The 15,124-nt window shown below is 61.2% G+C and carries 17 protein-coding genes; 12 read left to right on the top strand and 5 right to left on the bottom strand.

Translation table 11 applies throughout. The annotated features are described in order from the left end of the window. Positions 1-56: 56 nt before the first annotated feature. The 5 genes from AC1Y2B_RS12295 to AC1Y2B_RS12315 all read right to left on the bottom strand — a co-directional run bounded on the left by AC1Y2B_RS12295 (position 57) and on the right by AC1Y2B_RS12315 (position 4,117). Entirely contained in the window at positions 57-1,220 is a 1,164-nt protein-coding gene (locus tag AC1Y2B_RS12295) for an AAA family ATPase (protein ID WP_482253384.1), read from the bottom strand. Beyond that, positions 1,217-1,504 (bottom strand): hypothetical protein, encoded by a 288-nt coding sequence (locus tag AC1Y2B_RS12300; protein WP_482253385.1) that lies wholly within the window; start codon positions 1,502-1,504, stop codon positions 1,217-1,219. Before AC1Y2B_RS12300 ends, AC1Y2B_RS12295 begins: the two co-directional genes overlap by 4 nt. 253 nt (positions 1,505-1,757) lie before the next feature. Further along, entirely contained in the window at positions 1,758-1,967 is a 210-nt protein-coding gene (locus AC1Y2B_RS12305; protein WP_482253386.1) for a helix-turn-helix domain-containing protein, read from the bottom strand. Between the two features lie 55 nt (positions 1,968-2,022). After that, positions 2,023-2,904, bottom strand: coding sequence for a hypothetical protein (locus AC1Y2B_RS12310; RefSeq protein WP_482253387.1), 882 nt, complete (start codon positions 2,902-2,904; stop codon positions 2,023-2,025). A 10-nt stretch (positions 2,905-2,914) separates the two neighbouring features. Then, positions 2,915-4,117: a tyrosine-type recombinase/integrase gene (locus tag AC1Y2B_RS12315; protein WP_482253388.1), complete on the bottom strand. Its 1,203-nt coding sequence runs from the start codon at positions 4,115-4,117 to the stop codon at positions 2,915-2,917. 192 nt (positions 4,118-4,309) lie between these two features. Here AC1Y2B_RS12315 and AC1Y2B_RS12320 point away from each other — a divergent pair, with 192 nt between their 5' ends. The 12 genes from AC1Y2B_RS12320 to AC1Y2B_RS12375 all read left to right on the top strand — a co-directional run bounded on the left by AC1Y2B_RS12320 (position 4,310) and on the right by AC1Y2B_RS12375 (position 15,117). Continuing rightward, positions 4,310-4,594 carry a RuBisCO large subunit C-terminal-like domain-containing protein gene (locus tag AC1Y2B_RS12320; RefSeq protein ID WP_482253422.1) on the top strand — a complete coding sequence of 95 codons (285 nt, stop codon included), beginning with the start codon at positions 4,310-4,312 and terminating at the stop codon, positions 4,592-4,594. A gap of 56 nt (positions 4,595-4,650) precedes the next feature. Then, entirely contained in the window at positions 4,651-5,337 is a 687-nt protein-coding gene (rpe, locus tag AC1Y2B_RS12325; RefSeq protein WP_482253389.1) for a ribulose-phosphate 3-epimerase, read from the top strand. A 3-nt stretch (positions 5,338-5,340) separates the two neighbouring features. Continuing rightward, complete coding sequence (gene gph / locus AC1Y2B_RS12330) at positions 5,341-5,994, top strand: phosphoglycolate phosphatase (protein WP_482253390.1); 654 nt, start codon at positions 5,341-5,343, stop codon at positions 5,992-5,994. A gap of 137 nt (positions 5,995-6,131) precedes the next feature. Then, on the top strand, positions 6,132-6,323 hold the full coding sequence (locus tag AC1Y2B_RS12335; protein ID WP_482253391.1) for a hypothetical protein: 192 nt from the start codon (positions 6,132-6,134) through the stop codon (positions 6,321-6,323). A 427-nt stretch (positions 6,324-6,750) separates the two neighbouring features. Beyond that, the gene (locus AC1Y2B_RS12340; RefSeq protein ID WP_482253392.1) at positions 6,751-8,022 is read left to right on the top strand and encodes an ABC transporter substrate-binding protein; all 1,272 of its coding nucleotides are present in this window, start codon (positions 6,751-6,753) and stop codon (positions 8,020-8,022) included. 121 nt (positions 8,023-8,143) lie between these two features. Then, on the top strand, positions 8,144-9,112 hold the full coding sequence (locus AC1Y2B_RS12345) for a carbohydrate ABC transporter permease (RefSeq protein WP_482253393.1): 969 nt from the start codon (positions 8,144-8,146) through the stop codon (positions 9,110-9,112). After that, positions 9,109-9,948 (top strand): carbohydrate ABC transporter permease, encoded by an 840-nt coding sequence (locus tag AC1Y2B_RS12350; RefSeq protein WP_482253394.1) that lies wholly within the window; start codon positions 9,109-9,111, stop codon positions 9,946-9,948. The genes AC1Y2B_RS12345 and AC1Y2B_RS12350 overlap by 4 nt, the downstream gene beginning before the upstream one ends. A gap of 4 nt (positions 9,949-9,952) precedes the next feature. Beyond that, complete coding sequence (locus AC1Y2B_RS12355; protein ID WP_482253395.1) at positions 9,953-10,957, top strand: ABC transporter ATP-binding protein; 1,005 nt, start codon at positions 9,953-9,955, stop codon at positions 10,955-10,957. A gap of 60 nt (positions 10,958-11,017) precedes the next feature. Then, positions 11,018-12,646 carry a glycoside hydrolase family 13 protein gene (locus AC1Y2B_RS12360; protein WP_482253396.1) on the top strand — a complete coding sequence of 543 codons (1,629 nt, stop codon included), beginning with the start codon at positions 11,018-11,020 and terminating at the stop codon, positions 12,644-12,646. Between the two features lie 21 nt (positions 12,647-12,667). Next, positions 12,668-13,453 carry a ThuA domain-containing protein gene (locus AC1Y2B_RS12365; RefSeq protein ID WP_482253397.1) on the top strand — a complete coding sequence of 262 codons (786 nt, stop codon included), beginning with the start codon at positions 12,668-12,670 and terminating at the stop codon, positions 13,451-13,453. Continuing rightward, entirely contained in the window at positions 13,453-14,511 is a 1,059-nt protein-coding gene (locus AC1Y2B_RS12370; protein WP_482253398.1) for a Gfo/Idh/MocA family protein, read from the top strand. The genes AC1Y2B_RS12365 and AC1Y2B_RS12370 overlap by 1 nt, the downstream gene beginning before the upstream one ends. 120 nt (positions 14,512-14,631) lie before the next feature. Further along, positions 14,632-15,117: a cytochrome b gene (locus tag AC1Y2B_RS12375; protein WP_482253399.1), complete on the top strand. Its 486-nt coding sequence runs from the start codon at positions 14,632-14,634 to the stop codon at positions 15,115-15,117. Positions 15,118-15,124: the final 7 nt, after the last annotated feature.

A 15,124-nucleotide genomic window follows, 5' to 3' on the forward strand; every position in this document is an offset into this window, starting at 1 on the left:
GAGAGGGAGGTTTGCGCAACCTTGCGCCACCGCCGATTTCGGGGGGGTGGCGCAAATCAGACGGTGGCCCATTCGCCAACCTCTACTGTCGGGACCTGTTTTCGGTTTGCTCCTTCCTTGGAGCCTTTGACCAAAGCGCCGGATTGAAACCATTGTTCGATCATCCGCTTGATGCGTTTCGCATCCTTCTTGGAATGAAGGCCCAGAACCTCGGCAACGCAACACCCGGCCCATTCCGCCCCGGCTTGGTCAGAGTAGCGCAGTTGCTTGCCGTCCAGCGCGTGTTGAACACGCAAGAGGTCGGCAACCGTGAAGCCATCAAAGTCCTCAGGCATTTCCCAAGCCTCTACCACGCCCACCGAATCGCCATTGGTCAGGGAAACGGATGCCACGCGCCGCCACACGCGGTTGCCTGCCGGGGCGAGGTTGGCCTTGTCGCGGTCTACTGAAAAGTAGGTGGCTGGATCATCGCGAAGCCCAAGGCTTGCCTTCATTTCGTCACTCATCTTGTTGAGGACACGGCCAGACCGGGCCGCGCCCAACAGCGCCGTTGCCCCGCGTGCATCTTGGGTGGAGGCCTCCGCGCCGTTGGTCTTGCGGGTGTGGTGAACCAATTCAATCGCACAGTTGCAGCGGTCGGCCAGCTTGGCCCAAGCCTTCGCCACCATGTCAATCGCACCGTTGTCATTCTCGTCGATTCGGTGGCTTGATACGAAAGGGTCGACGATAAGCACGTCAATGCCCAAGGTCTGGATTGCCTCCGCCAGTGCGTCCATGACGGGATGCCGGATTTGGACGCCGTTCCGGGTCGACACAGCCACGCAAAGTTCCCGCTCGCGCCCCGTATCCCGAAACAGCCGCCCGTCAACTTCGCCAGGTCGAATGTCATGGTGCTGCATCGCCGCGATGAACCTGCGGTCAAGTTCATCGCCGGGGTCCTCCAAGTTGAAAACCCAAACCTTCAGGCCGGGTGCCGTCCATTCGCCCAAGATGCGACGGCCAGAAGCCATCGCCAATGCTTCACAGATCGTCAAAGACGACTTGCCGACACCACCGGGGGCAACCGTCACCGAGACTTGGCCGCGCAAGAGGTGGTGCCCATAAAGCCAAGGGCGGGGCGGGATTGTGGCGGCGTCTCTCCAAAGGAAGGGCGTCGGCAAATTCGACGAAGCCTTGGGCGCGGTGGTGTCGGGGCTTGGGTAGCGCGGGTCGTGCATCATGTCGCCCGCTCCCTCAGGTAGACAAGGAAGGCGCATTGGTCTTTCGGCGAAAGGGCTTCGTAGCAGGCAAGGCCATAAGCTTTGAGTTCCCTTCGTGTGGCAAATTCCGCCCAAGACCGGGCTTCTCCCATCACCCCGAAAAGCGGCGGAACCGGGGGTTTCACGGCGAATTCCGCCAAGGCGTCCAGCAATATCTCGCAAGCCTCCCTTCGCGGGCAGGCCGCAATCGCTTGGATCAGGGCGAGAATGGGTGCAGAGGTGCTGGCGGCGGGTTGCTGCATCATGGCAAAGCCTCGCTTGATGGGCGTTCGTTATGGCGTGCTATGCTGGATTGCACCAAAGGTCGGATCAGATCAGGGACTGGCTTCCAGATCGGGACGGCGTGCCGCTCTTGCCAAAACGAAGGCGGATCACCGGGCAAAGGGAAGCCGTCGCATAAATCATGCGTCATGGCGGTTTCTCGATTTTCAGAGGAGGGTGGGGCAGGCGGTCAGGCTCAAGCCAGACGCGACCATGCCCCCCGATCAAGTGCGGCTGTCAGGCGGTGGCGACGATATTGCGTGCCAACCAGTCGTCCAGATCGGCGCGGCGATAGACGACACAACCGCAGACTTTTGCGAACTTCGGCCCCTGATGGCGAACCCGCTTCATGCGCAGTTTGTTCAGCATGGAAACGGACACGCCCAGATATTGCGCGGCGTCTTGGGGGCGGAGGTTGTCGGAGAGGAGAGAGGGACGGAGAGACATTTCAGCAGGTTCCTTTTGACTGATTTCGTGTCACCTGCTTGGAGAATCTTTCCTCTCAAGTCGTAGGAAAAAATCCGGCCAGAACTTTTCCTACGTCAATATCCAAGCCGGGAAAACGCACCCACGGTGCGTTGACAACCTTACGGACTGCTCTTTGAGTGATGCTTTCGCCATGATTGCTCAACGCAGTTGCAACGATCTTGCTTATTGTCTGGCCGTTTGAAGTCACATTCTCCTCCAGAGGGAAATCAAATTTCCTTCGCAACAGATAGGCAACGACTTGAATTGAAAAATTTCTCAAACGGTTGGCATTTTTTATCGGACCCGGCTTTTTTGCGAGTATCGGGTTTAGTAGAAGGTACATGATCAAATTGGAAATTCCCGTAGATAGCTTCAATTCGTTTGTTAGATAGTGTGAAATCCAGACCATGGCATATCTGCGGCTTTCGGAGTCCACAGCAATTAATTTCAATAAGGTCTGCGCCGCTGTTTCAGGCATTTCACGCCCGAATTCGGGCAGGCCAATATCGCAGATAATTTGAGAAAATTCATCGCCTCTGTTAGTCATGAAAAAATGGTTATTTCCGTTAATTTTGCCTAAAAAAGCTGAAAATGCATGATTTGCGCACAAATTCACATCATCACAATCCGCAAAATACCGGAAAATTCCATAAATTTCATGCGGGTTTTCCATCAGCCAAAGCCAGTGTGTGAACACCTGCTTCTCCCTGACAGTGAGTTCATCATTAACCAAAAGATTCTGTTTGAACACCTCCGTCGAGTTTGAGATGAATTCAGAAATTAGCACCAAGTCATGGTCACGGATTTCTTCTTCGGGGCCTGAAAATAGATTGGTCAACAGGTCAACTGATTGCTGCCCAAGGCGTCGATTTCTCAGCACTTGGTTCAGCGTTCCCTCGGTCGAATACTTTGACATGTTAAATCCCTTAATTCCTAGAAATACCCGCTGTGAATTCACCCCATTCTCTCATCAATTCAGTTATCCTATCAAACAAGTCGGATCGGGCGTAAGCCCTTTCCACTTCATTCCCAACCGCATGCGACAAAGCAGCCTCCGCCACCTCTCGATCAGCCTCGGCCTCCTCCCCGCACCAATCGCGGAAAGTGGATCGGAAACCGTGTGTCGTGAAGCCTTCGCGTGCCATCCGTTTGAACAGGGCTTTGAAAACCATGTCGGACATGATGCGGCGTTTGTCCTTCTCGTCTTTCAGACTGCTTGGAAAGATCAGGTCAGCATCAAGCCCCCGCACCTTTTCCAGAACCGCCTTTGCCTGCGCCGACAGTGGCACGCGGTGGGGCAGGCCGCGCTTCATGCGGTCGCCCGGCACGGTCCACACATCGCCCTCAATCTCCGACCATTGCGCGCCGCGTGCCTCGCCAGATCGGGCGGCGGTCAAGATGATGAACTCAAGACACCGGGCAGAGACGCCTTCTCGCTTGGCAACCTCAACCATGAAGGCTGGGAGGTCGGACCAAGGCAGGGCGTCCAGATGGTCCTTCGTCCGCTTCACCGGGGGCAGGGCCTTCTTCAGCCCATTGATCGGGTTTTCATGCGGGTAGTGGCCCGCCCCCTTGGCCCAGTCGAAAATAGCGGCAAGACGCTGTTTCAGGCGATTCGCGGTTTCATGCTTTTCGGTCCAGATTGGCGACAAGACTTTGAGGACGTCTGCCGTGCGAACCGTGTGGATCGGGCGGGTTCCGAAACTCTTGCAGGCGTAGGTCTGCACACTGGACAGCCACGACTCCGCATGACGCGGGTTGCGCCAAGTTGGCAACAGCGCAGCGTGAACCCGTTCGGCGGCTTGGGCGAAGGTCACCACTTCCTTTTTTCGGTCGGCCCGTGGGTCTTCGCCACTTCGCGCAATTTTGCGCAGGCGAAGGGCTTCAGTCCGCGCCGCCTCAAGGCTGACATAGGACACACCACCAAGCCCAAGGTCACACTGGCGGCCATGGATGTTGATTCGTGCCACCCATTGCTTGGACCCGGTCTTGGTCACAACCAAGAACAAACAGCCGCCGTCCGAGAAGCGCCCAGGTGTAGAGGCCTTTTCGACTTTCGAGACAGTTAGGTTCCCTCTGGCCATTTTTCCTATACCATTTTTTATACCAAGAATATCTCGCCAAAACATAGAATATTCTGGAAACGGAAGGAAAGAGAAATCTGTAACTACCTATGAAATATAAGGAAAAAATGAACGTACAGGAACGTTCTGACAATAGGGTTCGACGGACCTTTGCTCCACCAATTCGCACGAAATCAAGGATGTTGGGTGGCTGCAGTCGGGTATGACACCGGCCTGCGGCTCGACCGTTGAAAGCGGATCCCTGGTGCGCTCAAGGCGCTTGGGATGGCGGGGGTCTTTGCCAGCCCGGGCCATTCCGACCTGAAACGGGCGTCGGGTGGCGGGGCTTTTGGCCGCATTGACGGGGCGGGATCCGGGCCAACCTTTGTGCAGCAGGCAGAACAGTGCTGGAAAGACGGTGCCGATCAGGTAGAATTCGCCAAGAACCACAAGGAGTTCGCCCGCGCCCCTGCAATCCTGTCCGGTGATGTCGACACGCAACCAGACCTCGCGTCAGGCGGTGCGGATCAACGCGCCGCTTGACCTTTATCTTGGCCTGCGGCACCGCAGGCCAAGCCCCCTTTGCCCGGAGAACCCAGATGGCCTTTGACCGTTCCATCAAGATCGCCCCGTCCATCCTTGCCGCCGACTTCGCCAACTTCGGCGCCGAATGCCGCGCTATTGAAGCCGAGGGTGCCGATTGGGTGCATGTTGACGTGATGGACGGGCATTTCGTGCCCAACATCACCTTCGGGCCTGCAACCTGCGCCGCCCTGCGGCCGCACATCAAGGGGATCATGGACGTTCACCTGATGATCGCCCCGGTCGATCCCTATATCGAGGCCTTCGCCAAGGCGGGTGCCGACGTGATCTCGGCCCATGTCGAGGCGGGGCCGCACATTCACCGCACCTTGCAAGCCATCCGGGGGGCCGGGGCCAAGGCGGGCGTGGCGCTGAACCCGGGCACGCCGGCCTCTGCGGTGGCAGAGCTGATGGACATGGTCGATCTGGTCTGCGTGATGACGGTGAACCCCGGCTTTGGCGGACAGAAGTTCATCGACATGACGGCGAAAATTCGCACCCTGCGCCAGATGATCGGAGACCGGCCCATTCACATCGAGATTGACGGCGGGGTGGATCCCGCCACCGCGCCCTTGGTGGCGGCGGCGGGGGGCGATGTGCTGGTGGCCGGTTCGGCGGTGTTCCGGGGCGGCTCGGTCAGCAACAGCGGGCCTTACGGCGTCAACATCCGCGCCATTCGCGCCGCAGCACAAGCCGCACTCTGACCCATGGCCCGCATCGTCTTTGACCTGGATGGCACCTTGGTCGACAGCGCCCCGGACCTGCACGGCATCGCCAATCAGGTGCTGGCCGCGCGGGACCTGCCCGCCATCACGCTGGACGAGGCGCGCAGTTTCATCGGTCAGGGCGTGGTGGTCTTTGTCACCAAACTGCGCGCGGCGCGCGGCATCCCCGATCAGGACCACGCGGCTTTGCTCAAGCAATATCTGGCGCTTTATGAACACGCGGTGACCTTGACCGTGCCGTACCCCGGCGTGGCCGAGGCGCTTGCGCGGCTGCGGGCCCAAGGTCATGCGCTGGGTCTGTGCACCAACAAGCCGCTGCGCCCGACCATGGCCCTGCTGCACCATCTGGATCTGAAGCGGCAGTTCATCACGATCATCGCGGGCGACAGCCTGCCCGTTCACAAGCCCGATCCTGCACCGCTTCTCGCCGCCTTCGCGATGGAGGGGGCGGGCGGCCCGGCGATCTATGTTGGCGACAGCGAGGTCGATGCCGAAACCGCCCGCCGCGCCAAGGTGCCCCTGCTGCTGTTCACCGAAGGCTATCGAACCACGCCCGTTGCGGACCTGCCGCACCGCGCCGCCTTTTCGGCGTTCGCAGAATTGCCCGACCTGGTCGCCACGGTTGCCAAGGCCTGATCCGGCAGGCTTGCCCGATCTTCGATCTCGACGGCCCCCTCCAGACACCGCAAGCCACGATCAAGCCTTGCCGGGGCGGGGTTCGACTGGCACCGGGCGTTGACGCTGACAAACGCCAAAGCCATCGCGCAGACGCCATGACCCTTCTCGACGCCCCGGGAAATCGCCACCTCATGCCGCAGGAAATCCCTGCCGATGCCGTGGTGCTGGCCTTTCGCATCGGCAGCGCCACCGTTCCGTCAGATGACAGCGTGGCGCAAGGCGACCCGATGTCCAACCGGACCCCGCACGCTCAAAAGAGTTTGGCGGAAAGGGCCGATGCGGCCTGATCCAGGTTATTGAAAGGCCGCGCACAATGGGTTTCAAGCGGCAAACCGACTGGGTGTTGCGGCCCCGATCCGGCCGGAAAGCCACCGCTCCCGGGCCAAGAAAACCACCCTGCGCCGTCTGCAGCCTTTTTGCCGCAGGTGACAATTCAAAGCCGCTTTGGCTGACCAAGGGCCGCACCGAACCCCGCTGCAACCGGGCGTTACAAGCGCTTTGAAGTCGCTGGGAAAACATCCTGCCGTCGCGCCTGTCCACCACCCGAAGCCCCAGTTTGAAAGCGCTTTGAGGCGAGAATCGTTGACTTGTAAAAAAATCATGCGATAACCCACCCGAAACGTTTCGGATAAGCCTGCACAGACAGACCTCTGCCGCCACGTTTTAAGGGAGCTCGCGCGTAAGGCGCATATCAATCATTAGGGAGGAAGACCCATGTCCTTTGGATATCGGGCTGGCGCGATGGCTGTCGGCGCCATTATGGCTGTTTTCGGCGCACCGGTTTTGGCTGACGAAGTCACCGTTGTGTCCGGCGCCGTTGGTGCCGCCGTCGACAACTTCAATACCTACGTCAAGCCGTGGGAAGACAAGACCGGCAACACCGTGAAGCTGGTGCCGATGCCGGCGTCCACTTCGGACCAGTTCGCCCAGTACCGTCTGTGGCTGGCCGCGGGCACCTCGGACATCGACCTGTACCAGACCGACGTGATCTGGGCGCCGCAGCTGGCAGAGCACTTCGTTGACCTGACCGCAGCGGCCAAGGACCTGATCCCGACCGAATTCCCCTCGATCGTGCAATCGCAAACCGTGAACGGCAAGCTGGTCGCGCTGCCGCTCTTCACGGACGCCCCGGCGCTGTACTACCGCAAGGACCTCTTGGACAAATACGGCGTGGCCGTTCCCAAGACCTGGGACGACCTGACCGCAGCGGCCCAGAAGGTGCAGGATGGCGAACGCGCCGCCGGCAACAAGGACTTCTGGGGCTTTGTCTGGCAAGGCAACGCCTATGAAGGCCTGACCTGCGATGCGCTGGAATGGGTCAAGTCCTTCGGCGGCGGTCAGATCGTCGAGCCCGATGGCACGATCTCGATCAACAACCCGAAGGCCGTGAAGGCCATCGAAACCGCCAAGGGCTGGGTCGGCACGATCTCGCCGGCGGGCGTTCTGTCCTACCAGGAAGAAGAAGCCCGTGGCGTCTGGCAAGCCGGCAACGCGGCCTTCATGCGCAACTGGCCCTATGCCTACGGTCTGGGCAATGGCAAGGACTCCAAGGTCGTCGGCAAGTTTGACGTGACGACCTTGCCGGTCGGCGCTGCAGGCGACACCTCGGCCGCAACGCTGGGCGGCTGGAACCTCGCGGTGTCCAAGTACTCCAAGCACCAGGACGCCGCGATCTCGCTGGCCCTGTGGCTGGCTGGTCCGGAAGTGCAGAAGATGCGCGCCCTGAACGAGTCGAACCTGCCCACCATCCAGTCGCTCTATGACGACAAGGACATCGCCGCCAAGCAACCGATCATCCCGCAGTGGAAGAACGTGTTCCTCAGCGCTGTTCCGCGTCCGTCGGCCCCGACCCTGGGCAAGTACAACGAAGTGTCGTCCAAGTTCTGGTCGGCCGTCCACGACACGCTGTCGGGCAATGGCTCGGCCGCCGACAACCTCGCCAAGCTGGAAGCTGACCTGACTGACCTGAAGGGCGATAAGTGGTAATCTCCCTCCCATCTTGGGCGTAACCTGAAAGATGGGCGGCGGGAGACCCCGCCGCCCATTCTTGTTCAAACGGTCTCCGGGAGAGGGGCCGTTCCCTGCGGGGTCAATTTAGGGGGGAAGAATGTCAACACCTGACACCTACCAAGGGCAGGCTCAGGGCCCGTCGCTGCAACAGCAGCGCGCCCGTGCCGCTTTCTGGTTTCTGGCGCCGATGCTGTTTGCGCTGTTCTGCGTGGCCGCCTGGCCGCTTTTGCGCACCTTTTACTTCTCGATGACCGACACCACGCTCGACGACCTCTACGGAGGCCAGTTCATCTGGTTCCGGAACTACTTCCGCGTGGTGACCATGCCCTCGGGGGCGGTGTCCTACAGGGGCACGCTGGTTGACCCGGCCTGGTGGAATGCCGTCTACAACACCGTGAAATTCTCGCTCGTCTCGGTGATCTTCGAAACCGTGCTCGGCCTTGCCGTGGCGCTGGTTCTGAATGCCGAATTCAAGGGCCGTGGCTTCGTGCGCGCTGCCATCCTGATCCCGTGGGCCATTCCCACCATCGTCTCGGCCAAGATGTGGGCCTGGATGCTGAACGACCAATACGGCATCATCAATGACATGATGATGCGGGTCCATCTGATCGACCACAAGATCGCCTGGACCTCGACCACCGACACCGCGATGATCGCCGTCCTGATGGTCGACATCTGGAAAACCACGCCCTTCATGGCGCTCCTGTGCCTCGCCGGCCTGCAAATGGTCCCGCGCGATATCTACGAGGCGGCCCGCATCGACGGCATCCACCCGGTGAAAGTGTTCTTCAAGATCACCCTGCCGCTGATCCGCCCCGCGCTGATGGTCGCCGTGATCTTCCGCATGCTGGATGCCCTGCGCATCTTCGACCTTGTCTACGTGCTGACCCCGAACTCGGCCGCCACCAAGACCATGTCGGTGATTTCCCGCGAAAACATGATCGACTTCAACAAGTTCGCCTATGGGTCGGCGCAATCGACCCTGCTGTTCGGCATTCTGGCCGTTTTCGTCGCCCTCTATATCTGGCTGGGCAAAGTGGATCTGACCGGGGAGGGTGGCCGATGAACGCCTCGCTTAGCCAAAAGTTCTGGAACGTCGCCTTCTACGCCTTCGTCGTGGTGATCGTGATCTACGCGATCTTCCCGTTCTACTATGCCATCGTGACCTCCTTCGCCACCGGCACCCAGCTGTTCGAGATTCACTACCTGCCGGCCGGCTTTGACTGGTCGAACTACGCCACCGTTCTGAACGGCCGCAACTTCCCGCGCTCGGTGCTGAACTCGGTCTTCATCGCCTCCACCACGGTGATCTTCGCCCTTTTCCTCGCCGTCACCGCGTCCTATGCGCTCAGCCGGGTGCGGTTCCGCGGCAGGGGCCTGTTGATGATGACCATCCTCGCCGTCTCGATGTTCCCGCAGATCGCTGTGCTGGCCGGCATGATCGAGATGATCAAGTTCCTGGGCCTGTTCAACACGCCCTGGGCGATGATCATCAGCTACACCGTCTTCACCCTGCCGTTCACCGTCTGGGTGCTGACCACCTTCATGCGCGATCTGCCGGTGGAAATCGAAGAGGCCGCCATCGTCGACGGCGCCACCCCCTGGATCATCATCACCAAGGTCTTCCTGCCGCTTTTGTGGCCCGCCTTGGTCACAACCGGCCTTCTGGCCTTCATCGGCGCCTGGAACGAATTCCTCTTCGCGCTGACCTTCACCCTGTCCGAGGATCAGCGCACCACGCCGGTCGCCATCGCGATGCTGTCGGGCGCCTCGGTGCAGGAAATTCCGTGGGGTCCGATCATGGCGGCCTCCGTCGTGGTGACGGTGCCGCTGGTTGTTCTCGTTCTCATATTCCAACGCAAGATCGTCGCGGGTCTGACCGCGGGCGGCGTGAAGGGCTGACAAAATGGCAAAAATCCAACTCAAGAACGTCAAGAAGTCCTACGGCGCGGTCGACGTCATCAAAGGCATCGACCTGACCGTCGAAAAGGGCGAGTTCATGGTGTTTGTCGGCCCCTCGGGCTGCGGCAAATCCACCCTGCTGCGCCTGATCTCGGGGCTGGAGGAAATCACCTCCGGCGACATGATGTTTGATGGCGAAAGGGTCAACAACCTGATCCCGTCCAAGCGCGGCATCGCGATGGTGTTCCAATCCTACGCGCTGTATCCGCACATGAACGTCTATGACAACATGGCATTCGGGATGAAGCTGGCCAAAGCCTCGCCTGACGAAATGGACAAGCGCGTCCGCGACGCCGCCAAACTCCTGCAGATCGAACATCTGCTGGACCGGCTGCCCAAGCAACTCTCCGGCGGTCAGCGCCAGCGGGTGGCCATCGGCCGCGCCATCGTGCGCGACCCCCGCGTGTTCCTGTTCGACGAGCCGCTGTCGAACCTCGACGCCGCCCTGCGCGTCCAAACCCGTTTGGAAATCGCCAAGCTGCACCACTCGATGTCCAACGTCACGATGATCTACGTCACCCACGACCAGGTCGAGGCGATGACACTGGCAGACCGCATCGCCGTGCTGCGCGACGGTCTTCTGATGCAGGTCGGCACCCCGGCGGAGCTTTACGAAAACCCGAACTCCCTGTTCGTCGCGGGCTTCATCGGCTCGCCGAAGATGAACTTCCTGACCGGCAAGTTCGCTGCTGACGAAGGCTGCACCACCTTGGGCATCCGCTCCGAACACATCGACCTCGTCCAGTCGGGTGGCACGTGGCAGGGCAAGGTGATCCACACCGAAGACCTCGGCTCGGACAACTACCTCTTCGTTGAAGTCGGCTCGGATGAACCGCTGATCGTCCGTCAGGACGGCAAGCTGAAAGTCGCCCTCGGCGCCACGCTGCACCTCTCGCCCAAGGCCGGGATGCTGCACCGCTTCGACGCGGACGGCAAACCGATGCGCTGACCCTTCCGGGCGCCCGACAGGGCGCCCGCTTGCCTCCTCGGCCTGCCGAAAGGGCTTCCCATGACCCCCTATTCCCAAGACCCCGACTGGTGGAAATCCGCCACCGGCTACCAGATTTATCCCCGCTCCTTCGCCTGCTCGAACGGCGATGGCATCGGCGACATCCCCGGCATTATCTCGAAACTGGACTACCTCGCCGATCTCGGCATTGGCTTTATCTGGCTTTCCCCGGTGTTTTCCTCGCCTCAAGCCGACAACGGCTATGACATTTCCGATTATCAGGACATTTCACCCGAGTTCGGCACCCTCGCCGACATGGACCGCCTGATTGCCGAAGCGAAGGCCCGCAACATCGGCATCGTGATGGATCTGGTGGTCAACCACTCCTCTGACGAACACCTGTGGTTCCGCTCCGCCCTTCAGGGCCGCGAGGCGCCCTACCGCGATTTCTACATTTGGCGCGACCCGGTCAACGGGGGGCCGCCCAACGATCAGCAAAGCTATTTCGGCGGTTCGGCATGGGACTATGACCGTGCGTCAGGCCAATACTACCTGCACCTTTTTGACAAGAAGCAACCCGACCTCAACTGGCAAAACCCCGCCCTGCGCCGGGCGATCCACCAGATGATGAACTGGTGGCTGGACCGTGGCATCGCGGGCTTCCGGATGGATGTCATCGACCTGATCGGCAAGAACCCCGACGCCCAAATCTTCGCCGACGCCCCCGACCTGCACCCCTTCCTCCGCGAGATGCACGAAGCCACCCTTCGCGGTCGCAACGTGGTGACCGTGGGCGAGGCGTGGAGCGCCACCCCCGCCGGCGCGCTGCTTTACTCCGGCCGCGACGCGGGCGAGTTGTCGATGGTGTTCCAATTCGAACACGTCTCCCAACAGTGGGACCCGGTCATCGGCAAATGGGCGCCAAAGCCTTTTGATCTTGTCGCCCTGAAGCGCGTCTTCAACCGCTGGCAGGCCGCCCTGCAGGACGACGGCTGGAACTCGCTTTTCTGGGGCAACCACGACCTGCCGCGTGCCGTTTCCAAATACGGCGATGGCTCCGAAGCCTCCGCCAGAATGCTCGCCATCGTGCTGCACCTGATGAAGGGCACCCCCTACATCTATCAGGGCGAGGAGATCGGCATGACCAACGCCGCCTTCACCGCCATCAGCCAATTCCGCGATGTCGAAACCCTGAATTTCTACGCGCTCCAGACCGCCAAAGGCATGGACCCCGCCACCTTCATCCAAGGGGCCAACGAAAACGGCCGCGACAACGCCCGCACGCCGATGCAATGGACTGCAGGTCCGCAGGCCGGGTTTACCAGCGGCACGCCGTGGATTTCGGTCAACCCCAACCATGCCACGATCAATGCCGAACGCGCCCAAGCCAAGCCCGATGGCGTCTTTGCCACTTACAAGGCCCTTGCCGCCCTGCGCAAAACCCACCCGATCATCGTCGAGGGCAGCTACACCCCGCTGATGGAACACCACCCGCAGATCCTGGCCTATCTGCGCAAGCATCAGGGCCAATGCCTTGTCGTTCTTGCCAATTTCACCGCCCACAGCGTCACGTTGGACCCCAACCTGACCCTGCAGGGCGAAAGCCTGATCGCCACCCATTCGGCCCGCGTCAGCCTCAACGGCCCCCTCACGCTGGCCCCCCACGAAGCCTTCGCCATTCTTGGCTAGGCCCCAAAGAAAGAGGAAATCATGCCAATCCGCGTCACCGTCTGGGGCGAAAACGTCCATGAACAGAAGAACAAGGTCGTCGCCGAGGTCTATCCCAAGACCATGCACGGCACCATTGCCGAGGCCCTGAACCGCGATCCCGGCTTCAAGGCCACGACCGTCACCCTGCAAGACTACGAACACGGCCTGACGCCCGAGAAGCTCGCCGCCACCGACGTGCTGATCTGGTGGGGCCATGCCGCGCACGGCCAGGTCGATGACAAGATCGTCGAGCGTGTCACCGACGCCGTCTGGGGCGGCATGGGCATCATCTTCCTGCACTCCGCCCACTTCGCCAAGCCCTTCAAGCGCCTGATGGGCGCCCCCTGCAACCTGACCTGGCGCGAAGCCGGCGAACGCGAACGCCTCTGGGTCACCTCCCGCCAGCACCCGATCGCGCAAGGCCTGCCGGACCATTTCGAACTGGAAACCGAGGAGATGTATGGCGAGCCCTTTGGCGTGCCGGAACCCCTTGAAACCGTGTTCATCTCCTGGTTCCAGGGCGGCGAGGTCTTCCGTTCGGGCCTGACCTACCGTCGTGGTGCTGGCAATATCTTCTACTTCCGCCCCGGCCATGAAACCTACCCGACCTATCACGACGCCAACGTGCAGAAGGTCATCTCCAACGCGGTCAAATGGGCCCATAACCCCATGCAGCGCATCGCCAACCCCAACGCCGCGCCCAACACCTCGATTGATATCGCTTTGGAGCCGCTGGTCGAACGCGGCCCCCGCCTGCACCACGCCGGCGAAGAGGGGTTCCGGTAATGAAGAAGCCCGTCCGTATCCTGATCCTCGGCACCGGTGGCATGGCCGCCAACCATGCCGAGAACTTCGCCAAGATCGAGGGCGTCTCGGTTGTCGCCGGCATCGACACCCGGCCCGAACAGCTGAAAACCTTCTGCGACACCCACAAGATCCCGCACGGCTTCGCCTCGATCGGCGAGGCCATCGCCTGGGGCGAATTCGACGCCGTCACCAACGTGACGCCTGATGCCGCCCACTACGCCACCACCCTGCCGGTGCTGGCGGCGGGCAAGCACATCCTGTGCGAAAAGCCCCTCGCCACCTCGGAAGCGCAAGCCGATGAGATGGCGGCGGCCGCCGCCAAGGCCGGCGTCGTCAACATGGTCAACCTCAGCTACCGCAATGGTGCCGCCCTTCAGCAAGCCGCCAAGATGGTGCGCGACGGCGCCATCGGCGAGGTCCGCCATTTCGAGGCCTCCTACCTGCAATCCTGGCTGACCCAACCGGCTTGGGGCCACTGGGACAAGGAACAGAAATGGCTCTGGCGTCTGTCGACCAAGCACGGCTCCAAGGGTGTTCTGGGCGATGTCGGCATCCATATCCTCGACTTCGCCACCTTCATCGCGGGCCAACCCGTCGATGAAATCTCGGCCCGTCTGGCGACCTTCCACAAGGCCCCGGGCGACCAGATCGGCGAGTACCCGCTGGATGCCAACGACAGCGCCACCATGCAGCTGACGCTTGCCAACGGCGCCCTTGGCACCGTTGCCGCCACCCGTTTTGCCACCGGCCACCACAACGACCTGCGCCTGCGGCTTTACGGCACCAAGGGCGGGCTGGAGGTGACCTACGAAAGCAACATCTCCAAACTCCGCGCCTGCCTTGCGGCGGATATGGAAACCGCCACCTGGCATGACATCCCCTGCCCGGTGCTGGGCACGATCTACGAACGCTTCATCGCAGCCATCCGCGGCGAGGGCGAGGCCAACCCGGACTTCGCCCGTGGCGCCATGCTGCAGCGGATGCTGGACCGGGCGGAGCAATCCTCGGCCAAGGGCGGTCTCAGCCTGAAGGTCTGATCCAACTGCGGGGCCGTTGCTGCGGCCCCGCAATTTCTGCTGCACGGCAGAAAAGTCTTGTCGTAGCCGACGGAACCATGGACTTCTGGCGTTAACAGCAAAACCCCTCTGGAGACTCCCATGGTCAAAGGCTTTTCCCTCACGCAAATCGCGCTGCACTGGGCCGTCGCCGCCCTGATTCTGTTCAACCTGATCCTCAGCGACGACATGTCCCACCTGTGGCGGCAGATCCGTCAGAATGGCCCGACCCCCACCACCACCGGCGCTTGGCTCCACATCATCGCCGGCGTGGCGGTGCTGGTGCTGGTGGCGTGGCGGCTGATCCTGCGCTTCACCCGCGGCGTGCCCGAGGCGCCTGCCGGCGAATCCGTGGCGCTCAAGCGGGCGGGCGATGCCGGCCATGTCCTTCTTTATGTCCTGATGATTGCCCTGCCGGTCACCGGCCTGCTGGCCTTCTACGGCGGCGTCACCGCCCTGGGCGAGTTGCATGGCGGCATCCTGAAGGCGCTGCTGTGGGCGGTGATCGGCCTGCACGTCGTGGCGGCCTTCTACCACCACTTCATCCTGAAAGACGGCCTCTTGAACCGGATGCGCAAACCCGGTTGAAGTCTGG

Source organism: Stagnihabitans sp., from assembly GCF_964946895.1.